20 protein-coding genes are annotated in these 22,473 nt (G+C 48.0%); 6 read left to right on the top strand and 14 right to left on the bottom strand.

Translation table 11 applies throughout. From position 1 onward, the window contains the following. Positions 1-57: 57 nt before the first annotated feature. Positions 58-651, bottom strand: coding sequence for a peptide-methionine (S)-S-oxide reductase MsrA (gene msrA, locus Q1A40_RS20450; RefSeq protein ID WP_300004649.1), 594 nt, complete (start codon positions 649-651; stop codon positions 58-60). Between the two features lie 325 nt (positions 652-976). On the opposite strand from msrA, the gene Q1A40_RS20445 reads away from it, so the two are divergent. Genes Q1A40_RS20445 through Q1A40_RS20435 form a run of 3 tightly spaced genes read left to right on the top strand, consistent with a single transcriptional unit; the run spans position 977 to position 6,824 of the window. Beyond that, positions 977-2,713, top strand: a complete 1,737-nt coding sequence (locus Q1A40_RS20445) for an autotransporter assembly complex family protein (RefSeq protein ID WP_300004646.1) — start codon at positions 977-979, stop codon at positions 2,711-2,713. After that, positions 2,710-6,477 (top strand): translocation/assembly module TamB domain-containing protein, encoded by a 3,768-nt coding sequence (locus Q1A40_RS20440; protein WP_300004643.1) that lies wholly within the window; start codon positions 2,710-2,712, stop codon positions 6,475-6,477. The genes Q1A40_RS20445 and Q1A40_RS20440 overlap by 4 nt, the downstream gene beginning before the upstream one ends. Positions 6,478-6,479: 2 nt before the next feature. Next, positions 6,480-6,824 carry a gamma-glutamylcyclotransferase gene (locus tag Q1A40_RS20435; RefSeq protein WP_300004640.1) on the top strand — a complete coding sequence of 115 codons (345 nt, stop codon included), beginning with the start codon at positions 6,480-6,482 and terminating at the stop codon, positions 6,822-6,824. Between the two features lie 364 nt (positions 6,825-7,188). Here the strand turns inward: Q1A40_RS20435 and ppa are convergent, their stop codons facing one another. After that, entirely contained in the window at positions 7,189-7,719 is a 531-nt protein-coding gene (gene ppa / locus Q1A40_RS20430) for an inorganic diphosphatase (protein WP_300004637.1), read from the bottom strand. Between the two features lie 254 nt (positions 7,720-7,973). Here ppa and Q1A40_RS20425 point away from each other — a divergent pair, with 254 nt between their 5' ends. Beyond that, the gene (locus Q1A40_RS20425; protein ID WP_300004634.1) at positions 7,974-9,533 is read left to right on the top strand and encodes a methyl-accepting chemotaxis protein; all 1,560 of its coding nucleotides are present in this window, start codon (positions 7,974-7,976) and stop codon (positions 9,531-9,533) included. A gap of 49 nt (positions 9,534-9,582) precedes the next feature. Here Q1A40_RS20425 and fbp read toward each other — a convergent pair whose 3' ends face one another. Then, positions 9,583-10,581: a class 1 fructose-bisphosphatase gene (gene fbp, locus Q1A40_RS20420; protein WP_300004631.1), complete on the bottom strand. Its 999-nt coding sequence runs from the start codon at positions 10,579-10,581 to the stop codon at positions 9,583-9,585. A 174-nt stretch (positions 10,582-10,755) separates the two neighbouring features. Between fbp and mpl the strand changes: the two genes are divergently transcribed. After that, on the top strand, positions 10,756-12,144 hold the full coding sequence (gene mpl / locus Q1A40_RS20415) for a UDP-N-acetylmuramate:L-alanyl-gamma-D-glutamyl-meso-diaminopimelate ligase (RefSeq protein ID WP_300004628.1): 1,389 nt from the start codon (positions 10,756-10,758) through the stop codon (positions 12,142-12,144). A 102-nt stretch (positions 12,145-12,246) separates the two neighbouring features. Here mpl and Q1A40_RS20410 read toward each other — a convergent pair whose 3' ends face one another. The 10 genes from Q1A40_RS20410 to Q1A40_RS20365 all read right to left on the bottom strand — a co-directional run bounded on the left by Q1A40_RS20410 (position 12,247) and on the right by Q1A40_RS20365 (position 18,958). Next, entirely contained in the window at positions 12,247-12,639 is a 393-nt protein-coding gene (locus tag Q1A40_RS20410) for a DoxX family protein (protein WP_300004626.1), read from the bottom strand. Positions 12,640-12,847: 208 nt separating this feature from the next. Next, a complete protein-coding gene (locus Q1A40_RS20405) occupies positions 12,848-13,141 on the bottom strand; it encodes a YqjK-like family protein (protein WP_300004624.1) in 294 nt (97 codons plus the stop codon). Further along, positions 13,138-13,536: a phage holin family protein gene (locus Q1A40_RS20400; protein WP_300004621.1), complete on the bottom strand. Its 399-nt coding sequence runs from the start codon at positions 13,534-13,536 to the stop codon at positions 13,138-13,140. The genes Q1A40_RS20405 and Q1A40_RS20400 overlap by 4 nt, the downstream gene beginning before the upstream one ends. Before the next feature lies 1 nt (position 13,537). Next, a complete protein-coding gene (locus tag Q1A40_RS20395; protein ID WP_300004618.1) occupies positions 13,538-13,843 on the bottom strand; it encodes a YqjD family protein in 306 nt (101 codons plus the stop codon). A 51-nt stretch (positions 13,844-13,894) separates the two neighbouring features. Continuing rightward, positions 13,895-14,263, bottom strand: coding sequence for a DUF1090 domain-containing protein (locus tag Q1A40_RS20390; RefSeq protein WP_300004615.1), 369 nt, complete (start codon positions 14,261-14,263; stop codon positions 13,895-13,897). Between the two features lie 176 nt (positions 14,264-14,439). Then, positions 14,440-14,787, bottom strand: coding sequence for an EnvZ/OmpR regulon moderator MzrA (mzrA, locus tag Q1A40_RS20385; protein ID WP_300004656.1), 348 nt, complete (start codon positions 14,785-14,787; stop codon positions 14,440-14,442). A gap of 36 nt (positions 14,788-14,823) precedes the next feature. Further along, positions 14,824-15,486 (bottom strand): DedA family protein, encoded by a 663-nt coding sequence (locus Q1A40_RS20380; protein ID WP_300004612.1) that lies wholly within the window; start codon positions 15,484-15,486, stop codon positions 14,824-14,826. A 724-nt stretch (positions 15,487-16,210) separates the two neighbouring features. Then, positions 16,211-17,179: a TerC family protein gene (locus tag Q1A40_RS20375; RefSeq protein WP_300004609.1), complete on the bottom strand. Its 969-nt coding sequence runs from the start codon at positions 17,177-17,179 to the stop codon at positions 16,211-16,213. A 239-nt stretch (positions 17,180-17,418) separates the two neighbouring features. Further along, positions 17,419-18,417, bottom strand: coding sequence for a Gfo/Idh/MocA family oxidoreductase (locus tag Q1A40_RS20370; protein WP_300004606.1), 999 nt, complete (start codon positions 18,415-18,417; stop codon positions 17,419-17,421). A gap of 40 nt (positions 18,418-18,457) precedes the next feature. After that, the gene (locus Q1A40_RS20365; RefSeq protein ID WP_300004603.1) at positions 18,458-18,958 is read right to left on the bottom strand and encodes a M48 family metallopeptidase; all 501 of its coding nucleotides are present in this window, start codon (positions 18,956-18,958) and stop codon (positions 18,458-18,460) included. An 87-nt stretch (positions 18,959-19,045) separates the two neighbouring features. Between Q1A40_RS20365 and rlmG the strand changes: the two genes are divergently transcribed. Continuing rightward, entirely contained in the window at positions 19,046-20,182 is a 1,137-nt protein-coding gene (gene rlmG, locus Q1A40_RS20360) for a 23S rRNA (guanine(1835)-N(2))-methyltransferase RlmG (RefSeq protein WP_300004600.1), read from the top strand. Here the strand turns inward: rlmG and Q1A40_RS20355 are convergent. Then, positions 20,179-22,197, bottom strand: coding sequence for an FAD-dependent oxidoreductase (locus Q1A40_RS20355; RefSeq protein ID WP_300004578.1), 2,019 nt, complete (start codon positions 22,195-22,197; stop codon positions 20,179-20,181). The genes rlmG and Q1A40_RS20355 overlap by 4 nt on opposite strands. Positions 22,198-22,473 lie beyond the last annotated feature (276 nt).

Here is a 22,473-nt window from a genome sequence, read left to right as displayed (position 1 = left end):
TCCTGAATCGCTTAATGCTGTTTAGGTTGGACTCTGTGAATTGGGAATCCCCGTCCTTCAGGGCGGGGAGCAGTCAAACAGATATTGCTGGTGGTCATCTTCGGCATAGAAGAAGGTGCTGGCTGGGGTGATTTCAGTGGTAACCTGACGAGTATCACCTGATGCTTTCATTGCTGCCTGGAAACGCTCTAAGCTTTCGCGTGCAGCGGCATCTTGCTCGGGGGTCAGGGGATAGATAGCTGAGCGGTACTGAGTACCGATATCTCCGCCTTGACGCATTCCCTGGGCTGGGTCATGATTTTCCCAGAAAGCTTGCAGTAGCTTGTCAAAGCTGACCACTTGCGGGTCGTAAACTACTCTTACGACTTCGGCATGGCCGGTCTGACCTGTACAGACTTCTTGATAGCCCGGATTCGGTGTATAGCCGCCAGAGTAGCCGGCTGCTGTGCTATAAACACCGGGTATTTCCCAGTATAAACGTTCTACGCCCCAGAAACATCCCATAGCAAACAGGGCAATTTCCATATTATCTGGTACATTTGTCATAGAGTGGCCGTTTACAGCATGTATCTCGGCGACAGGCATGGGAAAATTCCGACCGGGTAAGGCGTTAGCCTGTGATACGGGTTGTGTTTTGTCAAACAAAGGCATCAGTCTGTGTCTCCACTATAATGGAATGAGTCGAGTAAGGTTGCCACAATGGGCGTAATGGCTGACGATACATGCGAATAATGAGATTATACCCGTCATACTTCAAGTTGCCTGGGTGTTACCTGCGTCCAGCCCCCGAATCACAGAGTTTATCTATGCTCATCGACGGGGGAACTGGGAGCCTGGAAGCAACTCGAATTATTTTGGGTATATAAAGAGATATCAAGGCGAGTGAACCATTTTCAACGTCTCTGCTGACGCGTGATGTCTCCGCGAAGTAGTGTGAATGTTTCCGTTCAGGGAAATCAGAAATTCAGGAGGAAACGTGCCAGCTATCCGTATTTTATGTATTACCAGCCTGTGTCTGGTGAGTACATGGGCTACTGCCGCAAATATTCGATTACAGGTTGATGGTTTGAGCGGCGAATTACAAAAAAACGTACGTGCTCAGTTATCGACCATTCAGAGTGATGAGGTGACCCCCGATTTACGCTTCCAGTCTCGCGTCGATGATGCCATCCGTGAAGGTTTGAAAGCACTGGGTTATTTTGAACCGACCATTAAGTTTACTCTGCATCCTCCACCGGTAGGGAAAGGCCGCCAGGTCTTGCAGGCTGAAGTCTCGCCGGGTGAGCCCGTACTGATTGGCGGAACTGATGTGGTATTAAGTGGTGGTGCGCGGACAGATGAAAAATATCTCGCACTGCTTAAAACACGGCCAAAAATAGGTACGATCCTCAATCAGGGCGACTATGACAGTTTTAAGAGTGACCTTTCAAGTCTTGCCTTAAGCGAAGGGTATTTCGACAGTGAGTTTGTTAAAAGTCAGCTTGGCGTATCGCTGGCGAGACATCAGGCGTTTTGGGACATCGACTTCAATAGTGGCGAGCGTTACCGCTTTGGTAAAGTGACCTTTCAAGGCTCGCAGATTAGAGATGATTATCTGCAAAGCCTGATCCCTTTTAAAGAGGGAGACGTTTATCAGTCAAGCGAACTGGCCGAATTGAACCGCCGCTTGTCAGCAACGGGTTGGTTTAACTCGGTCGTTGTGGCGCCTGACTTTGATAAATCACGTGAAACCAAAATCTTACCACTTGATGGGGTGGTGACACCGCGTACACAAAACTCCGTCGAGCTGGGGGGCGGATATGCCACGGATGTCGGGCCTCGTTTGAGAGCTTCCTGGAGAAAACCCTGGGTTAACGAATATGGCCAAAGTCTGACGGCCACTACCACGCTATCAGCCCCTGAACAAACGCTGGATTTTAGCTATAAAATTCCACTGCTTAAAAACCCTATTGAACAGTATTACCTGGTACAAACAGGTTTTAAACGTACCGACTTAAACGATACTCGTTCGGATTCTACTACCGCAGTGCTCTCACGCTACTGGGACTTATCGAGCGGCTGGCAGCGTAATATTAACTTGCGCTGGAGTCTGGATCACTTTACCCAGGCTGATGTGACCAATACCACCATGTTGCTTTATCCCGGGGTTAACCTGAGTCGTACCCGTTCCCGTGGTGGTCTGATGCCAGTATGGGGTGACTCACAGCGTTACTCGATAGATGTTTCTAATACCTCCTGGGGCTCCGATGTCGACTTCGGTATCTTCCAGGCTCAAAACGTCTGGATCCGTACGCTTGCGGAAAAAAATCGCTTTGTGGTTCGCGGTACTATTGGCTGGATAGAAACCAATGATTTCTCTCGTGTTCCACCGGATCTTCGCTTTTTTGCCGGTGGGGATCGCAGTATCCGCGGCTATAAATACAAGTCTATTTCACCGCGTGACGATAACGGGAAACTGATAGGTGCTTCAAGAATGGTGTCGGGTTCACTGGAATATCAGTACAACGTCACCGGAAGATGGTGGGGAGCGGTATTTGTGGACAGCGGTGAAGCTGTCGATGACTTTACCAAGAGTGACTTCAAAACTGGCGCCGGGATCGGTGTCCGCTGGCAGTCCCCGGTTGGGCCAATTAAGCTAGATTTTGCCGTACCCGTCGCAGATAAAGATGAGAAGGGTTTACAGTTTTACATCGGTTTGGGGCCTGAACTATGAGTCTCTGGAAAAAGATAAGCCTCGCAGTATTGATTGTTGTGTTAGTCCTTGTCAGTACAGTCGGTTTTTTAGTCGGAACAACACCTGGCCTGCATCTGTTATTTAATGCCGCTAATCGCTGGGTACCAGGCCTGAATATTGGCAATGTTGACGGTGGGTGGCGCAATCTGACTCTCAAGGATTTACGTTATCAGCAACCAGGTGTTGATGTGAAAGCGGGAACTGTCCATCTGGCACTTGATCCAGGATGTTTGTGGGACAGTCGCCTGTGTGTGGATGATTTTTCCCTGGCAGATGCAGATATCGCTATCGATACCAGCAAGATGCCACCGACTGAACAGGTTCCGGAGGAAGATTCCGGGGCGCTGAATTTGTCCACGCCTTATCCCCTGACGCTGAGCCATGTCGGACTGAACAATATTAGCCTGAGTATCGATGGCACCTCCGTTGCGCTCAGCGAGTTCTCTTCAGGCTTGAAGTGGCAAGACATTAATTTGACATTACTGCCGACCACTCTGAAAGGTTTGCAAATAGCCCTGCCAAAAACCCCTGTTGTAGAAGCGGCTGAAGAAGCAGAACTGCCAGCGGTTGCTGAAGAAGAGTCACTGAGTGAAACCCTGAATAAGCTATTTGCCGAGCCTTTTTTACCGCAAATGGCGGATGTTAATCTGCCGATTAATCTCGATATTCAACAGTTTTCAGCCACAGATCTGCGTCTGAGCGGCGACACGGAGCTTGCGGTTCACTCTCTGCTGCTGAAGGCCAGTAGTATCAATAGTGATATCAATCTCGATACCCTTGCGGTTGACTCCTCACAAGGTAAAGTAGACGCCACAGGAACCGCCAGATTACAGGGTAACTGGCCGGTGAATCTGAGCCTCAATAGTACACTCAATATCGAACCTGTTATCGGTGAACAAGTTGCGCTCAAGATTGGCGGTGCGCTGCGTGAAACGCTGGATGTTGACGTCGCGCTATCCGGGCCAGTCAATGTCGACTTGAAAGCGCAGACAAGGCTTGCCGAAGCAGGATTGCCGCTGGATCTTGCTGTCGACAGTAAACAGCTGTACTGGCCTCTGAGCGGAGATAAAGCCTACCAGGCTGATGATTTTAAATTCCGCTTTAGCGGTAAAATGACCGACTATAAGCTGTCTTTGAACAGTGCTTTCCAGGGAAAAGATCTTCCTGAGGCGACCCTGTTCCTTGACGGAAAGGGTAATACCGAGCAATTTACCATTGATAAACTGCGTTTGGCTGCTTTACAGGGGAATACCGAGTTAAGTGGGATCCTTGACTGGTCCAAGGCCATTAGCTGGCGCGCTGACTTGACTCTGGCAGATATCAATACCGCTAAGCAGTTTCCTGAATGGCCGGCAAAACTGGACGGGAAGATTAAAACCAGCGGTAGTCTCTACGGTGGAAGCTGGCAAATTGATATTCCGGAACTGAAGCTTTCAGGAAACGTTAAAGAGAATAAAGTTAACGTCCAGGGCCAGGTGCGCGGCAACAACTATATGCAGTGGAATATCCCGGATTTGCGTTTACAGCTGGGACGTAACCAGGCCGATATCAAAGGAGAGTTCGGTCAGAAAGCGCTTAATCTGGATGCCATTATTAACGCCCCCGGCCTCGATAACATCCTGCCAGGACTGGGTGGGGCGATCAAAGGTTCGGTTAAAGTGCGTGGTGAGGTCGATGCTCCGCAAGTACTGGCTGATATTAACGCCAGTAACCTGCGTTTCCAGGACTTCTCGGTCGCCCGAATTTTCGTGAAAGGCGATATTGTTTCTCATGATGTTATCCGTGGTGATATGGACCTGAGAATGGAGCGGATTGCGATCCCTGATTTCAATGTCGCCCTGGTCACCATGGGAATTAAAGGAGAAGAGAAAAATCATAAGTTACAGCTCCGCATCCAGAGTGAACCCGTATCCGGACAACTCACCGTCTCAGGTAGTTTTGACAGAAAGCTAGAGACCTGGAGCGGGCAGCTCAGTGATACGCGTTTTGATACCCTGGTTGGGCCATGGCGTTTGAGTCGGGTGATGCCGATTGCGTTCAGTAATCAGAAACAACAAGTGGAAATAGGCCCGCATTGCTGGATTAACCCGGATGCTGAACTTTGTGTGCCACAACCGATAGAGGCCGGTGCTAAAGGTCATGCAGCGGTTGATCTTAAACGTTTTAACTTAAATATGATCAAACCTTATTTACCGGCTGAAACGCAGGCAACAGGCATATTTTCGGGTAAAGCAAATGTGAGCTGGGACAGTGAGGCGGGGGGCTTACCCCAGGGTAAAGTGACGTTGAATGGCCAGGGGGTAAAAGTTGTTCAGGACGTCAACGGCCAGCCTCTACCATTGGCTTTTGAGAAATTAAACCTGAATGCAGAGATCAAAAATAATCTTGCTCAGGCGGGTTGGTTTATCAAATTGTCAGATAATGGTCAGTTTGAGGGAGATGTGAAGGTAAGTGACCCACAGGGGAAACGTAACCTTGGCGGAAACGTGAATATCCGCAATATTTCACTGGATATGGTTAACGCAATCTTTACTCGTGGTGAGAAAGTACAAGGTCTGCTGAATACTAACCTGCGCCTGGGCGGTAACCTCCTGCGTCCGCAAGTATATGGCCAGCTACAGCTGAATAACCTGGATATTGCTGGCAATTTTATGCCGGTTGAAATGCAACCAAGTCAGATGGCGGTTGAATTCAACGGCATGAGTTCCGTACTACAGGGTACATTGCGTACTCGTCAGGGGCAGATAGTGCTCAATGGCGATGCTGACTGGACCGTTATTGATAACTGGCGCGCACGTATTGCTGCGAAGGGGGACAAACTCCGTATCACTGTCCCACCGATGGCCCGCCTGGATGTTTCACCGGATGTCGAGTTTATTGCGACCCCGAGTGCTTTTACCCTTAATGGCTATGTCGATATTCCCTGGGCCCGTATTACGGTCCATGAATTGCCGGAAAGCGCTGTGGGTGTTTCCAGCGACCTGGTGATGCTAAATGAGAATCTGCAGCCGATAGAAACCCGCTCAGTCTCGGTGCCTATTAACAGTAATTTAAAAATTCGCATTGGGAATAATATCTGGCTGAATGCATTTGGACTCCGGGCGCGCTTAACCGGTGATTTAGCTGTGACCCAGGACAAGCAGGGGCTCGGACTGAATGGTCAGATATCGATCCCTCAGGGGCGCTTCCGCGCTTACGGTCAGGATTTGATTGTCCGTAAAGGTGAGTTATTATTCTCCGGCCCACCGGCACAACCCTATGTTAATATTGAGGCTATCCGTAACCCGCAATCAACCGAAAATAACGTTATCGCAGGTGTCAGAGTAATAGGACTGGCTCCGGAACCTGCGGTACAACTGTTTTCAGTACCACTTATGTCACAGCAAGAAATTCTGTCATATTTACTGCGTGGACAGAGTTTAAATAGCTCTGGAGGTGACGGTGATGTGATGACCTCAATGTTAGTGGGGCTGGGGGTTGCACAAAGTGGTCAGATTGTGGGTAAAATCGGTGAGACATTCGGTGTGAGTAATCTGACGCTGGATACTGCAGGAGTGGGTGATTCTTCTCAGGTGGTTGTCAGCGGCTATGTACTACCGGGTCTACAGGTGAAGTATGGTGTAGGTATTTTTGATTCTTTAGCGACGTTAACCTTGCGCTATCGCTTAATGCCTAGGCTATATCTGGAAGCGGTGTCTGGTATTGATCAGGCGCTAGATCTGCTCTATCAGTTTGAGTTTTAGCAATGCGAATATTTGTTTACGGTAGTTTACGACGCAAGCAAGGCAACAGTCACTGGATGACCAATGCTCAATTAATGGGCGAGCATACAGAAAATAACTTCGTGTTATACAGTCTTGGGCATTACCCGGGCGCCGTACCTGGCGAAGGGGAAGTCATTGGTGAAGTCTACCGGATTGATGCATCAACATTGTCGGAACTGGATGCACTTCGTACCCAGGGAGGGGAGTATAAGCGTCATCTTATTCAAACGCCTTATGGGAGTGCATGGATGTACGTCTATCAGCGTCCGGTGGACGGACTGACAAGAATTGAGAGTGGAAACTGGCTGGATAAAGACAAGTATTGATGTTGCTCTGTCGGGGATAACCCTAATAGCTGCATTATAAATAAAAACACGCCGTCTGGCGTAATACTTGTCAGTAAAGCTCTTACAGGAGGCCGCAACGGATAACGTTGCGGCATCTTTTTTTACGCCAGGAGAGCCTTTGGCGGCTATTTGAACGATTTTGTTGTGAAGACAAAACCTGAATGCTGCCGACCCTGTAAAGGGCATCAATGGCCTGCTGCCGCTAACCTCTTACCGACGTATTATCATTAACGTTAAATAATTTCCGCGACGGGAAATAAAAAATCCGTAACCTCTGAGGAGTTACGGATTTTTGCAACATAACCGGGAGTTCGGCCGATTATTGTTATCCTGGCGGGCAGGACTATTTTTTAGCTGCGCGTTCGAAAGAAGAGATGATTTCAGCTTTCGCGGCTTCAGCATTATCCCAGCCGTCAACTTTAACCCACTTACCTTTTTCGAGATCTTTGTAATGTTCGAAGAAGTGAGTGATCTGAGCTTTCAGTAATTCAGGCAGGTCGTTCACATCTTTAATGTGATCGTACTCTTTGCTCAGCTTGGTATGAGGAACGGCAACCAGCTTAGCGTCTTCACCTGACTCATCAGTCATTTTCAGAACGCCTACTGGACGGCAACGAATAACACTGCCTGGCTCTAATGGGTATGGGGTTGGGACTAAAACATCAACCGGGTCACCATCCAGAGACAGGGTATGGTTGATATAACCATAGTTGCATGGATAGAACATAGCGGTGGACATAAAACGGTCAACAAACAGCGCACCGCTATCTTTGTCCACTTCGTATTTAATTGGGTCAGCGTTCGCTGGGATTTCAATAACGACGTAGATATCTTCTGGCAGGTCTTTTCCAGCAGGGACGTTGAGTAAGCTCATGTCTGTTTCCTTTAATCAGGTCTATTTCAAGTGTCGGCTATTATAGCCAACTGGACTAAAATGTCTTTTGCTCTTTTATCTTCGGGGCGTAACCTGCCAGAATAGCAACCATGTTATATGTAAGATTTTTGAATTTAGTTATTAATTAATAATAAGTTAGGTTGGTTTAAACTAAATTTGTTTAAATATTCCTCGTCAGATGCCGATAATTAACCCACGTCATTTTTCAGGCGTTATGAAATCGGGGCTTAAGCATGTTGAAGAGTTTGTCTATTCGTACCGGATTGCTGTCACTCTTATCCGTGATGGCATTTCTGTTACTGGTTGTGAGTAGCTTAGGCCTTTATGCCTTACAGCACAGCACAACCTCGCTCGAAAGAATGAACCAGCTACAAAGCGGACAGATAGCGCGCCTGAATGAAGGATATATATCTTTATTACGTGCTCGTAGCGAAGCAGGGCAGGCCGTGCGACAGATGGAAATCGGCTTGCTGGATGACGCCGGGACGACTCTGAGAAACATCGAAACAGGCGTTATGCGCGCCCGTCAGGAGATAACTGAGGCGATCCTCAGTGGTGCAGAGGGTGATGATGAGACAGGAAAGCAGTTACTGACCAGTCTTATTAGCGACTATAACACCTTTATGGCAGAGGGAATTGAACCCATGCTGGCTGTGCTGGCAAAGAATGATGTTGATGGCTATTACGACCTGCTTGAAAGCCACCTGATCCCTTTGGGCAAGCGGCTGGATGAATCAGTGCAAACCTTCCAGAGCTGGGGCGACGATCGCGGCAGTGCTGATGTTGCTGAGATCCAATGGCAAAAAAATATTGTCCTGGGATTGATTATTCTGGTCGCGGCGATTGCTGCAGCGGTGATTGTTCTGGGCTGGCTGGCACTACGCCATTTACTGCTTAAACCGCTCAATAATGCCATTTCTCAGCTGGAGTTTGTGGCGCAGGGGGACTTGACTCAACCTTTACCGCCAGCCGGGAAAAATGAGTTTGGCCGTCTTACCGGAGCGATTACCACTATGCGTAATTCTCTGGTGGAGTCTATTAGCCAGGTTCGGGATGCGACTTCACAGATTGATATTGGTAGTCGGGAACTGGCGACAGGTAATCAGCACTTGTCGAGCCGTACCGAGTCAACGGCATCATCGCTGGAACAAACAGCAGCCAGCATGGAGCAAATTACCGCTACTGTACGGCAGAATGCGAGTAATGCTGAGCAAGCCCATAAAATGGCGGGTACGGTATCATCGACTGCCGATAAAGGCAGTGAAATCGTCTGTTATGTGATTGAAAAAATGCGTGATATCTCAAGCAGTTCTGACAATATTGCCGATATTCTTGGCGTGATTGATAGTATTGCCTTCCAGACCAATATTCTGGCACTTAATGCTTCCGTTGAAGCTGCTCGTGCCGGAGAGCAAGGTCGTGGGTTTGCCGTGGTCGCGAGCGAAGTTCGTACGCTTGCCAGTCGTAGTGCTGACGCGGCGAAAGAGATCCGTGCTTTGATTGGCAGCTCTCGTGTTCATGTCATGGAAGGGCATAAACTGGCGAATCAGGCCGGTGAAACCATGGATGAAATTGCCGAAGAGATTATGCGGATGACCAAGATAATGCGGGAAATTTCTCAGGCATCTCATGAACAAAGCAGTGGAATTGAGCAAATCAGTATTGCAGTCAGTCAAATGGATGAGGCGGCTCAGCAAAATGCGGCGCTGGTTGAACAGTCTGCTGCGGCGACGCGCTCACTTGAAGATCAGTCGCAGCATTTGGTCAGGGCAATGGCATCCTTCCGCTGCTAATTCACCTCTCTGAAAGGATAGCCCTGAACGGGCTATCCTCCAGTAATTTTTACGCGTCAGGGAATTCGCGGATAAAGCGTTCTACATCATCGACCATTTTCGCGGTGCCCACGAAGAATGGACGGCGCTGATGCAGCTCAGTTGGGATAATATCCATAATACGTTCTTTTCCGTCACTCGCCTTACCGCCAGCTTGTTCCGCCAGAAACGCCATTGGGTTACCTTCATACAGCAAACGCAATTTACCTTCAGGATGGCTTGCGGTGCTTGGGTAAAGATAAATTCCACCTTTCAGTAAGTTACGATGGAAATCTGCAACCAGAGAACCAATATAACGTGAAGTGTAAGGACGGGAAGTCGTCGCATCTTCTTCCTGGCAGTATTTGATGTACTTCTTCACACCGTTCGGGAATTTAATGTAGTTGCCTTCGTTGATAGAGTAAGTATTCCCCTCGGCCGGAAAGCGCATACGTTCCTGACAGACACAGAACACCCCTAAAGAAGGATCGTAGGTAAAAGCATGTACGCCACAACCGGTGGTATAAACCAGCATGGTTGAAGAGCCGTAAACCACATAACCAGCAGCCACTTGTTTATTACCCGGTTGCAGGAAGTCTTCTTCAGTTACCGGCTGACCAACAGGTGTGATACGGCGGTAAATAGAGAAAATGGTCCCGACGGAAACGTTAACGTCGATATTTGAAGAACCGTCCAGCGGGTCCATCAAGACGACGTATTTTGCGTTCTCGCATCCTTCAAAGGCAACAAAATCGTCTTCTTCTTCAGATGCGATACCTGCAACAATCCCACGCGCTTTCAACGCGGCTTTTAGTTTTTCATTAGCAAACAGATCAAGCTTCTGCTGAACTTCACCCTGAATATTTTCAGCCCCGCTAGCGCCCAGAATATCAACCAGACCTGCTTTGTTGATATCACGATGGATTATCTTGGCACCCAGCTTTATTGCCGACAGTAAAGCAGTGAGTTCACCCGTTGCATGTGGAAACTCGTGTTGCTTCTCGACAATAAATTCACCTAACGTTTTCATGTCTTTTTTCCTGGATAGGGATGTTGGTTTCAAAAACTAAAACAATACTAACAAAATTTCAAAACATTGTGCCTAGGTGAATCGCGCCAGCAAAATAACTAATCTCCAGAAAGGCGTTTCTTACCACCTGAGCATGCGGTTAGAATATACAGTAAATTGAGAAAGGATTTTTTTATGCGCATTCATATTCTTGGAATTTGTGGCACTTTTATGGGGGGACTGGCACTGCTGGCGCGGTCTTTAGGCCATGAAGTGACAGGCTCTGACGCTAATGTTTATCCACCGATGAGCACTTTGCTGGAAAAACAAGGAATCGCTCTGATAGAAGGCTATGACCCCTCTCAGCTCGATCCCAAACCTGATTTAGTGATAATCGGCAATGCGATGACACGTGGCAATCCTTGTGTGGAAGCGGTGTTAGAACAAAATATTCCTTATCAGTCTGGTCCTCAGTGGCTGCATGACTTTGTTCTGCGGGATCGCTGGGTGATTGCGGTAGCAGGAACTCACGGTAAAACCACCACTGCGGGTATGGCGGCCTGGATCCTCGAAGCCTGCGGCTATAAACCGGGTTTTGTGATTGGGGGGGTACCGGGTAATTTTTCTGTCTCGGCACGTTTAGGTGAGAGCGACTTCTTTGTTATTGAAGCTGACGAGTATGATTGCGCGTTTTTTGATAAACGCTCTAAATTTGTCCATTACTGTCCGCGGACCTTGATCCTCAATAATCTTGAGTTTGATCACGCTGATATTTTTGATGACTTAAAAGCGGTACAGAAGCAATTCCACCATCTGGTTCGCATTGTTCCGGGGTCAGGCAAGATTATCTGGCCTGAAAATGACACTAACCTGAAACAGACCCTGGCGATGGGCTGCTGGAGCGAACAGGAACTGGTGGGGGGAGAACAAGGTCACTGGCGTGCAGAAAAACTGACGACGGATGCTTCTTCCTGGTGCGTCTATCTTGATGGCGAGATGGTGGCTGAGGTGAACTGGCAGCTAGTTGGCGAACACAATATGCATAACGGTCTAATGGCTATTGCTGCTGCCCGTCATGTGGGCGTGTCCCCGGTGGATGCCGCAGCAGCCCTGGGGGAGTTTATTAACGCCCAGCGTCGCCTTGAGCTACGAGGTGAAGCTTACCAGGTCGCGGTCTATGATGATTTTGCCCACCATCCAACCGCAATTTTAGCCACTCTGGCGGCTCTGCGCAGCAAAGTTGGCGGAACCGCACGTATTCTGGCAGTACTGGAACCTCGCTCCAACACCATGAAAATGGGTGTCAGTAAGGATGACCTCGGGCCATCACTCGGTCGGGCAGATGAAGTATTTATTCTGCAACCGCAGAATATCCCCTGGCAGGTTATCGATATTGTTGATGCCTGCGTTCAGCCTGCACACTGGAGTGCCGATATCGATACCCTGGTGGAGATGATTGTGAAAACAGCCCAGCCAGGCGACACTGTCTTAGTGATGAGTAACGGCGGCTTTGGTGGCATCCACCAGAAACTGCTGGATGCGCTGGCGCGTAAAGAAGAACTGCAGAAAGCACGAGAAATGTAGTGATTGAACGATAGAAAAGAGAGAGCACATTGTGTTCCCTCTTTTCTTTATAGATCTGGTCAGTTAAAACGATATTTGCTGCGTTAAGACAGTAACTTCAACTTACCCGTTTTTCTTCAACAGACGGTCGATACTGATAGCACCAGGTCCAGTCAGTGCCAGCAGCAAATATCCACCGGCAATAGTCAGATTTTTCATAAACATTAATGAGTTCATGCCTTCAGCAAAGTCGCTGTGGAACAAGAATGCGGTCAGTAAAGTAAAGATTGCAGTAATCAGTGCAGTGGTGCGTGTCAGCAGGCCGAACAGAATCGCCAGACCACCACCAAACTCAAGCAGAATTGTCAGGGGCAGCAGTCCTCCCGGGACACCCATCGCTTCCATGTATTGCTGAGTACCCGCATAACCCGTGATTTTTCCCCAGCCTGCGCTGATAAACAGGATTGGCATTAAAATACGAGCAACCAGGATGCCGATATCTTCTAATTTTTTCATCTTACTCTCTCCAGTAATATTTTTTTTGTTTGACACGGCATGGGCTTAATATGTCTGAAATTCAGCGCAAAATTGGGCGGTTACCGTCGATGGAGAGAAGAATAAAACTGATGGGGAATAATTGTAAGCAAGGAAAATTGCCAAACTTATTCAAATATATTGTTCTAAGGAGGGGGAAGAAAAACACCGCTTAAGCAGCGGTGTTTTATCATTTAAATAAGGTTTTGTTAAGACTGGTACGAACCACACGCCAAGTACTCCAGACGCTAAGTCCGCGCCTGGCCAGCCGCATCATTTTTCCTGGACGGCGAACATTCCAAATGGCAAGAACACCACCTGCCACAACAAAGTAACGACGCAGGCTTACCAGAGTATTCCACCCTTTGTCATAGGGCTCGGTGACCTCTAACCATTGACGTTTAGCGACAGAGAGATTGAGTCGTTGCTGTTGGATCTGGCTGAGCAATTCCGTTTTGCGTTGCTCACGCTCTCTGTCCTTCATGACTTATCCTCATCGAGCAAGGCTCTGTCATTAGCTAATTCATTGCGAGTATGGCGCAGCAGTGTGGATTCACGTGATTTTTTGAGTGTCCACAGTCCGCATACCAGTGCACAGAACAACAATGTTACCGTTGTTCCTATCATTACGTGCAGGCGATATTCGGCATCAACAACCCAGATGACGAGTACCATCAGGCTCATCAAACCAAATGCCATGAACAGCATCGTCAGTCCCAGCATCAATAGCAGCTGGATAAGGTTTGCTTTTTCTTCTTCAAGTTCGACGACGGCAAGGCGAATACGGGTTTCGACCATGCCGACGATGACAGTTATCAGCCGCTGGCCCATGCCGAGCACACTTTTGCCCGGCCCTGGGGTTTGACGAGAATCATTCATATTAACGACGTGCGAGCAGAATACCCAGCACGACACCAACAGCAGCACCAATACCGACACCTGTCCAAGGATTTTCACGCACGTAGGTGTCCGCTTTAGCAGCAGCTTCACGCGTTTGGTGGGTAATGGCATCGCTTGCGTTATTCAGGCGGGCACGACTATCGCGTAGTGCTTGCTCTGCTTTGTTACGCAGTTTGTCGAGCTCGGTTTTTGACTTTTCGGTGGAGGTGTCCAGGACATCTTCCAAGGTATCTGCAAGAGATTTAAGCTCTGCGCGCAAATGTTCTGAGGTGTAATCTTTAGACATAATTCTCTCCGAATAGTTGAGGATGAACTTTAAGATTTCTTGCCTTCGCGGTTAATACTTCCGCTTTTCCAGTGATTTCAGTTCAGACTCTGCTTCAGCAAGTTTCTGTTCACGTTTAGCTATTTTATCCGCATCACCTTTCACACGGGCTTCTTTGAGGTCTGACTGACGCTCAACGATCTCACGCTTCTGGCTGGCTATTTTTTCCTGATGGTCGGCGATCAGTTTGCTATCAGTACAGTGTTCTTGCACTTCACTCAAAGCTTTTTTCAGGCCGGCAACACGATGTGGATTGTTGTGCTGTTCAGCATGGCCTATCTCGCGTTGAATATTTTGCTCTTTTTCAGCACAAAGTGGGTTAGCTTGCGCAGCAGGGGCCAGAATCAGCAGGGAAAGAGCAAGTGCAGCAACATGTTTCATAGTAAACCATCCGATAGTTTTAACGTGACACAGAGCTCTTACTTAGAGACATCTTATTTGTGTAACAATATGAAAAATTTAACTTAACTTTTTAATTAATGCTCTTACAGCATAGTCGGGAATTGATTAAATCCCAAGAGGTGTCAGTAAAATTCAGATAGTTTGACATTTTACGCTTAAGCGTGGTTGTGCTCGGAACGCAAAATAGAAAGCCACGTCATCGCATTCTGACTGTTGCTTTCTTGCTGATCGATAATATAGCCACCAGGTAAGGCGCGGTGAAGTACCTCTTTCGCCGCGTTACTCTGTGCGCTTGAGGCAAACGTTATGAGTAAGTTATTGTTTTGAGGCGTAATGCTTTTAAATCTTATGCCGTGGGCATCCAGGTGATGCCAGACATAAAAACCATCGGGCAGGCTGTTACCCTGTCGGGCGACACTAATCTCTATCGTCGTCTCTTTTGAGGGTATCCCTGACCAAATGGCGAGAGAAGCAATAGCAATAACGCCGAAAAATAGTGCCATCCGCAGACGGCACGAAAATAATTTCATTTTGTACTCCTAACCGCGTGGGCTGTGTTTTTTACGCCAGTACACAATTAATGAGCCGACCAGACCAATAATCAGCAGTACAACTGGTAACAGCATCAGACAGGACATTAACGCCTGTTCATACTTCATAAAGATTGACGTATTTCCCAGCAGATAACCTAGTGTAGTTAATATTATGATCCACAAAAATCCGCTCATCCAGTTGAAGAACTGGAAACGTGCATTGCTCAGGCCTGAAAGTCCGGCAATGGTCGGTAGCAGGGTACGTACAAAAGCGATAAACCGGCCAATAAGCAACGCCGACAATCCATGTTTATGGAATAACTGATGGGCGCGCTGATGGTAACGTGGAGGAAGATGTGACAGCCAGTTTTGGACTGTTTTTGAATTTCCAAGCCATCGTCCCTGAACATAACTCAGCCAGCAGCCAAGACTTGCGGCAACAGTCAGCAGAACCACGGTCTCAGGAAAGCCCATTGCTCCCTTGGCAATTAATACACCCACCAGCACTAAAAGGCTGTCACCCGGCAAAAATGCTGCGGGAAGTAATCCATTTTCCAAGAAAATAATCATGAATAAGACAAAATAAAGCATGCCTACCATTGAGGGGTTAGCAAGCGTTTCGAAATCCTGGCTCCAGAGAGCGTTGAGCAGTTGCGTCAGTAGTTCCATTCAGTGTTCCTGGCACTTCGTTTAGCGGCCGCTGTATTAAAAACGGATGAGTAGAATGTCGTACTGTTTTTTATGCTTTATTAATGACAATTCACTACCCATTTTGCAAAACCTTGGCGAAATCTGGCTATAAGGCAGCAAGACCGGCCTGTTAACGGTAGAATTGCATTTAATTGTAACAAAGCTCCGTGCAGTACGTAACAGAATTTGTTTCTGTTATAACGTGATTTTGCTCATAGAAAGTAGTGCTGGCGAGGGTATTTACACACTCTGACACTATTCCCTGTTTGCTTACCCTCGGAGAAGAAAATGACTTTTTTTGACTATTCGCCGCGCTATCGATATGAACGTACGAATTTTCAGATAATCGCGAGGTGTAAGTCTGCTCCTGTGCTATCACGTGCTGTACGCGCGCGCAGGAACCATTGCTCTTTAATATACGCGGATATCGCAAATTTACAATATTAAGTTATATTAAAATCAACAGCTTGGTGTGTTTTTTGTTATAGCGGTCTAAAAAATATGTTAAGGATATTAAATATTTCGGAAGAGTAACCCTAAAAATCATACCGAAAGTACTAATATCGACTCTTTTGTTATATTTTTTGTTAAGTTTTTATCCTCTTCATACAGGGCAATTATTGGCTTGTTTCTCCTGCCAATAATTGCCATTAATGCTATATAAATCAGTGGGTTTTTAAGGTTTTCCCCTCTGGTTTTAGTGTCACTTTCTGCTCTGTTTACGCGCTGTCTGATGGTTAACCCAGGTATTGATCAGCAGAGTCAGAGCCAGAATGCTACCGACCACACTCAGCGAGACGCCAACAGGGATATGAATAAAGTCGATAATCAGCATCTTCACACCAATAAATACCAGTATTACTGACAAGCCGTATTTCAACATTGGGAAACGTTCTGCAACACCTGATAGCAAGAAATACATTGCCCGTAAGCCAAGAATGGCGAATAAATTGGACGTCAGCACAATGAACGGATCGGTTGTGACTGCGAAAATAGCCGGAATACTGTCGAGCGCGAAAATAACATCACTGAACTCCACCAGAATCAGCACCAGTAACAGCGGCGTAGCGTAAAGTACGCCTGAGCGACGAACAAAAAAGTGGTCTGAATCCATGGTGTCGGTCATTCTCAGGCGACTCTGTAGCCATTTGACCATAGGTTTTTCACTTATTGATGTGCCATCTTCTTTCGCCAGCGCCATTTTCAAGCCGGTAAACAACAAGAAGGCACCGAACAGATAAAGCAGCCATTCAAATTCGCTAATCAGCCAGCTTCCGGCAAAGATCATGATAGTACGCAGGACGATAGCACCCAGTACGCCATAGATCAGTACTCTGCGCTGTAAAGCCGGAGGAACGGAGAAGTAGCTGAACAGCATCAGCCAGACGAAGACGTTATCAACGGCAAGGGCTTTTTCAATCAAATAGCCGGTAAGAAAAGCCAGGGCCTGCGTATCGGCAACTTCACGTCCGGCGGTGCCGGTCAAATACCACCAGAATGCCAGATTAAACAGTAACGATAATGAGACCCAGGTGAGTGACCAGACAACGGCTTGCTTCATCGACATGACATGCGAACCCTTGCGGTTCTGGAGGAACAGATCCACAGCCAGCATGATGGCGACGACGACGATAAAAGAGCACCAGAGTAAAGGTGTGCCAACGCTATGCATAATTTAGTCCTTAAAACGAAAAAACGGCTATCGTCAGAAGACGCCAGCCGCTTTCGCTTGCAACAGGGGTTCGCCTTCCGGCAAGGTCTCACTTACAACGTTAAAACGTTGCCTGGCAACCGGATGCTTAAGCATCGTCATGACGATTAACCAGCAATGAAGTTACTCCCCTTTGCAAGAGATAAAATAGGAGTAAGCCTTCATTGGGTCAATCTTTTGTTGCTGTGTAATGCGAAAATTTATCCTGCAAGGACCTCAACTAACTCATCCGCCGGGAATTTTACACCTGTTTGCAGACGGATCTCTGTTGCCAGTGCGGAGGTTAGCCGCGAAACTTCCAGTGCCGGGTGGTTGATATGCTGATTTTCTATCAGATCAGCAAACAGTTCCGCTTCATACAGCATCGTATTGATATGTTGGGGTTGCGTCAGATTTTGTGGTTTTTCACCCCGAGGAATAAAGGTGATTTTCTGGCATTCTGATACTTTTTCAATCACCAGTGAACCGGCTTCGCCTTGAATCTCACTTGCCAGCACTGAGTCACTGACTTTGGAGTGCAGCAGGGTGACATCGAAGTCGCCATAATGCAGCAGCACTGAGCCGTGGGCATCGACGCCACTGTCCAAAAGAGAGGCACTTGCCAGAACCGAATTTGGCTGGCCCCAGAGGGTGACAGCAGAAGCCAGAACATAGAAACCAATATCCATAATCGAACCATTTGAGAAGGCTGGATTAAAGGTATTCGGATTCTCTCCATTCAGATAACGCTGATAACGCGACGAGTACTGGCAATAACTTAGCGTGACCTTACGAATTTTACCGACCTTAGGCAGAGCTTGCTGCAAGGCAATAAAGTTTGGCAGGCTGGCGGTTTTAAAGGCCTCAAACAACACGACCTGATTTTCACGAGCACAGGCTATAGCGGCCTCGGCTTCACGCAGATTAGAGGCAAATGGCTTCTCACAAATGACATGTTTTTTGTGACGCAGGAATAACATGCTTTGTTCAGCATGAAATGAGTTCGGGCTGGCGATATAAACAGCATCGATGACGTCACTGGCGGCCATTTCCTCAAGGGAAGTGAACAGATGTTCCACCGGATAGTCACTGGCAAAGGCTTGTGCCTGCTCCAGACTGCGTGAGTAAACTGCATTAAGTTTGTACTTGCCACTTTCATGGGCAGCATCAACAAACTGGCGGGTGATCCAGTTTGTACCAACCACAGCGAAACGTATCATAGACTGGGGTATTCTCCGTAAGATTGAAAATAATGCCTCATCAGGCCGTACTATTTAACGACAATTGAGTGAGCCAAAGACGTGTATCAAACTCTAACTGGTGATACTGCGGTTCCATATGACAACACAAGGAGTAGAACGCTTTGTTGTGATCTTTCTCCTTAAGATGTGCCAATTCATGTACAACAATCATACGTAAAAAGGGTTCTGGTGCCTGACGGAAAATGGTCGCCACGCGAATTTCTGCTTTTGCTTTTAACTTATTACCCTGCACCCTTGAGAGAGCAGTATGCAAACCGAGCGCATTCTTTAATACGTGAATTTTACTGTCAAAAACCACTTTATTAATCGGTGGGGCATTACGCAGAAACTGGCTCTTCAGTGTCTGAGTATACTGATAAAGTGCTTTGTCGGTCGTAATATCATGGTGCTCCGGATAACGTTTCTCCAGTACCGTGCCAAGGCGCTGTTCGGCAATAAGCGTGCGAACCTGAGAAAGTAACTGTTCAGGGTAGCCGTTTAAATAGATCAATTCGCTCATGCTTTTCTCAGACTCAGAGGGAAAAAAGGGTATACTCTCGCCCCGTTCCAGGGACATATACCCAAACTTTACCATCCAGGAGGGCCGATGAGCCAATTAGACAGCGGTTTTCGTTCACTAACGCTAAAACGTTTTCCCCAAACGGACGACGTTAACCCGCTACAAGCGTGGGAAGCTGCAGATGATTACCTGCTACAGCAGGTGGACGAGCTTAAACCTGTCGGTCCGGTACTCATTTTTAATGATACTTTCGGGGCGCTAGCCTGTGTGCTGGCCGACTACAAATCTTTCAGCATCGGTGACTCTTATCTTAGCGAGCTGGCAACCCGGCAGAATCTGAGTGGCAATGATATTGCTGAAAACAGCGTGACCTTTCTCGATAGTACGGCCCAATATCCGGCAGCTCCTGAGCTGGTGCTCATCAAGATACCAAAAACGCTGGCTTTGCTGGAGCAGCAGCTACGTGCTTTGCGTCGCGTAGTGACACCAGAAACGCGGATTATTGCCGGCGCTAAAGCGCGTGATATTCATAACTCCACATTGGCGCTGTTTGAAAAAATCATAGGTCCGACTACCACGACACTGGCGTGGAAAAAGGCCCGTCTGATTAATACCACCTTCAGCAATCCTGAACTCAAAGATGCGCCGGATACGCTGAGCTGGCCACTGGATGGAACCTCATGGACGATTCATAATCACGCGAATGTCTTTTCCCGTACCGGGCTGGATATTGGGGCGCGTTTCTTCCTTGAGCATCTCCCTAAGGATTTGGAAGGTGAAATCGTTGATTTAGGCTGCGGTAATGGTGTTATTGGTCTGACGTTACTGGAAAACAGCCCACAGGCACAGGTGGTGTTTGTCGACGAGTCACCGATGGCTGTTGCCTCAAGTCAGCTGAATGTTGAAACCAACATGCCTGCTGAAATAGACCGCTGTGAATTTATGATTAACAACGGACTTTCCGGCGTTGAGCCATTTCGTTTTAATGCCGTACTCTGTAATCCGCCATTCCATCAGCAGCATGCGCTGACGGACCAGATAGCCTGGGAGATGTTTCACCATGCCCGTCGGTGCCTGAAAATTAACGGGGAACTGTATATTGTGGCGAACCGTCACCTGGACTATTTCCGTAAACTGAAAAAGATTTTCGGAAACTGTGAAACGGTCGCCAGTAATGCCAAGTTTGTGGTACTGAAAGCGGTGAAGGTTGGACGTAGCCGTTAAATCGCCAGAGCCAGACAGGTGCCCTGCGCAATGGCTCGCCGGGCATCTATTTCTGTGGCGACATCAGCTCCACCAATAATATGTACCTTTTTACCCATCGTACGTAACGGTTCAGCCAGTTCGCGTCTTGGCTCTTGTCCGGCACAAATAATGATATTATCCACAGCCAGACACTGTGATTCACCGTTAACTATGATATGAAGCCCTTCATCATCAATACGCTGATACTGCACACCGCTGACCATTTTTACGCCGCGGGCCAATAACGTCGTGCGATGTATCCAACCCGTTGTTTTACCGAGTCCTTCACCTGGACGGCTATTTTTGCGTTGTAATAGCACTATTTCCCGTGGACTGCGTACAGGCGAGGGCTTCTGTTTACTCAGTCCGCCAGCATATTGCAGGCCAGTATCAATTCCCCATTCTTCACAAAACAGGTCAATGCTCTGACTACTGGACATGCCACTCTGGCTTAAGTACATGGCGATATCAAAACCGATACCTCCGGCACCGACAATCGCTACCCGCAGACCAGGCACGACCTTATTCAGTAAAACGTCCGGATAGCTCAGTACCTTGGGATGTTCGATCCCTTCAATAGCAGGCATACGAGGTTCGATACCACTGGCGAGGATCACTTCATCGTAATCAATTAGCATTGAGGCCGTAACGTACTGGTTTAACGCCAGGATAACACCGGTTTTCGCCAGCATCTGGCGATAATAACGTAAGGTTTCGGCAAACTCTTCTTTACCGGGGATCTGCATGGCCAGGGTAAATTGCCCGCCGATATTGGGTCTGGCATCAAACAGTGTGACATGATGGCCGCGAGCAGCAGCATTAATCGCGCTTGCAAGGCCTGCAGGCCCGGCACCTATCACCGCCAAACGTTTAGCTTGTACCGTCTTTTGTATTGGCATCAGGGTCTCATGGCAGGCGCGCGGATTGACCAGACAGGAGGTCACCTTACCGGCAAAAATCTGGTCAAGGCAGGCTTGATTACAGCCGATACAGGTATTGATTTCATCGGCCTGTCCGGCTGCGGCTTTACTCATAAACTCAGCATCGGCTAAAAAAGGACGAGCCATAGAGACCATATCTGCATCACCTGCAGCCAGAATATCTTCAGCAGTGGCGGGCGAATTAATGCGATTAGTGGTGATTAACGGCAGGGAAACATATTGTTTGAGCTTTTGAGTCACCCAGCGAAAGGCACCACGCGGAACTGAGGTGGCAATAGTCGGGATCCGTGCTTCATGCCAGCCGATACCGGTATTAATCAATGTTGCACCGGCCTGCTCAATAGCCTGTGCCAGTTCGACAGCTTCCGTAAAGTGGCTGCCACCCTCGACCAAATCCAGCATCGACAGGCGATAAATAATAATAAAGTCATCACCTGTTCGTTCACGTACCTTACGGACTATCTCAACGGCAAAGCGCATTCTGTGCTGATAGCTGCCGCCCCACTCATCGTCCCGCTGGTTGGTACGCAAGGCTAAAAACTGGTTAATCAGGTAGCCTTCAGAACCCATAATCTCGACACCATCATAGCCAGCCTCACGAGCGAGGCTGGCGCAACGGGCAAAATCATCAATCAGCGACAGAATTTCTTCATGGCTCAGAGCATGAGGGATAAAAGGATTAATTGGCGCCTGAATCGCAGACGGAGCAACCAGTTGAGGCTGATAGCTATAACGGCCGGTATGCAGAATTTGCAGGGCAATTTTCCCGCCCTCGCGGTGAACAGCGTCGGTCACCACCTGATGGGCAGCCAGCTGATCTTGATGGTTGAGCACTGCGCCATGCGCTACCGTCACACCAGAAGGTGAGGGGGCAATACCTCCTGTAACAATCAAGGCCACCCCGTGACGAGCCCGCTCGGCATAGAACGCCGCCAGTCGTGCTTCACCGCCTGTCAGTTCTTCCAGGCCAGTATGCATTGATCCCATTAGCATGCGGTTCTTGAGCGTGGTAAAGCCTAAGTCCAGCGGAGTAAACAGCGATGGATAGCGCATAGTCCCGTCTCTTCCTGTAGGTTACAACATTGTTACGTGGTCGGATGAGTTGCTAATTTAGCTTGCGTACAGAAAAAGGGAAAAGGAGAGTGCGCTGAATGTGATGGGATTCAAATTCGCTACGAATATACCCGTCATATTTCAAGTTGCTTGGGGGGCGTGCGTGAGGCGAGTCGATGAACATAGGCAGGCTGTGATTCGGCTGCCGGGTGAAGTTAATCACCTGGCTGCAGTCATATTGTTATTTTTCTTCAAACGTCTGAAGAACCAGGAAGG

Origin of the sequence: uncultured Cedecea sp. (genome assembly GCF_947498825.1) — a bacterium.
In the GTDB taxonomy this organism is placed as follows: domain Bacteria; phylum Pseudomonadota; class Gammaproteobacteria; order Enterobacterales; family Enterobacteriaceae; genus JGM124.
The sequence above is the reverse complement of the archived record's forward strand: the minus strand, read 5'-3'. Positions and strand labels throughout refer to the sequence as shown.

Coding starts and splice junctions, on each gene's coding strand:
- msrA (WP_300004649.1), bottom strand. CDS start 651: ATGCCTTTGTTTGACAAAACACAACCCGTATCACAGGCTAACGCCTTA.
- Q1A40_RS20370 (WP_300004606.1), bottom strand. CDS start 18,417: ATGATACGTTTCGCTGTGGTTGGTACAAACTGGATCACCCGCCAGTTT.
- Q1A40_RS20380 (WP_300004612.1), bottom strand. CDS start 15,486: ATGGAACTACTGACGCAACTGCTCAACGCTCTCTGGAGCCAGGATTTC.
- fbp (WP_300004631.1), bottom strand. CDS start 10,581: ATGAAAACGTTAGGTGAATTTATTGTCGAGAAGCAACACGAGTTTCCA.
- Q1A40_RS20435 (WP_300004640.1), top strand. CDS start 6,480: ATGCGAATATTTGTTTACGGTAGTTTACGACGCAAGCAAGGCAACAGT.
- Q1A40_RS20390 (WP_300004615.1), bottom strand. CDS start 14,263: ATGAAACATGTTGCTGCACTTGCTCTTTCCCTGCTGATTCTGGCCCCT.
- Q1A40_RS20405 (WP_300004624.1), bottom strand. CDS start 13,141: ATGAAGGACAGAGAGCGTGAGCAACGCAAAACGGAATTGCTCAGCCAG.
- Q1A40_RS20375 (WP_300004609.1), bottom strand. CDS start 17,179: ATGCATAGCGTTGGCACACCTTTACTCTGGTGCTCTTTTATCGTCGTC.
- mzrA (WP_300004656.1), bottom strand. CDS start 14,787: ATGGCACTATTTTTCGGCGTTATTGCTATTGCTTCTCTCGCCATTTGG.
- Q1A40_RS20440 (WP_300004643.1), top strand. CDS start 2,710: ATGAGTCTCTGGAAAAAGATAAGCCTCGCAGTATTGATTGTTGTGTTA.
- ppa (WP_300004637.1), bottom strand. CDS start 7,719: ATGAGCTTACTCAACGTCCCTGCTGGAAAAGACCTGCCAGAAGATATC.
- Q1A40_RS20425 (WP_300004634.1), top strand. CDS start 7,974: ATGTTGAAGAGTTTGTCTATTCGTACCGGATTGCTGTCACTCTTATCC.
- Q1A40_RS20410 (WP_300004626.1), bottom strand. CDS start 12,639: ATGAAAAAATTAGAAGATATCGGCATCCTGGTTGCTCGTATTTTAATG.
- rlmG (WP_300004600.1), top strand. CDS start 19,046: ATGAGCCAATTAGACAGCGGTTTTCGTTCACTAACGCTAAAACGTTTT.
- mpl (WP_300004628.1), top strand. CDS start 10,756: ATGCGCATTCATATTCTTGGAATTTGTGGCACTTTTATGGGGGGACTG.
- Q1A40_RS20355 (WP_300004578.1), bottom strand. CDS start 22,197: ATGCGCTATCCATCGCTGTTTACTCCGCTGGACTTAGGCTTTACCACG.
- Q1A40_RS20395 (WP_300004618.1), bottom strand. CDS start 13,843: ATGTCTAAAGATTACACCTCAGAACATTTGCGCGCAGAGCTTAAATCT.
- Q1A40_RS20365 (WP_300004603.1), bottom strand. CDS start 18,958: ATGAGCGAATTGATCTATTTAAACGGCTACCCTGAACAGTTACTTTCT.
- Q1A40_RS20400 (WP_300004621.1), bottom strand. CDS start 13,536: ATGAATGATTCTCGTCAAACCCCAGGGCCGGGCAAAAGTGTGCTCGGC.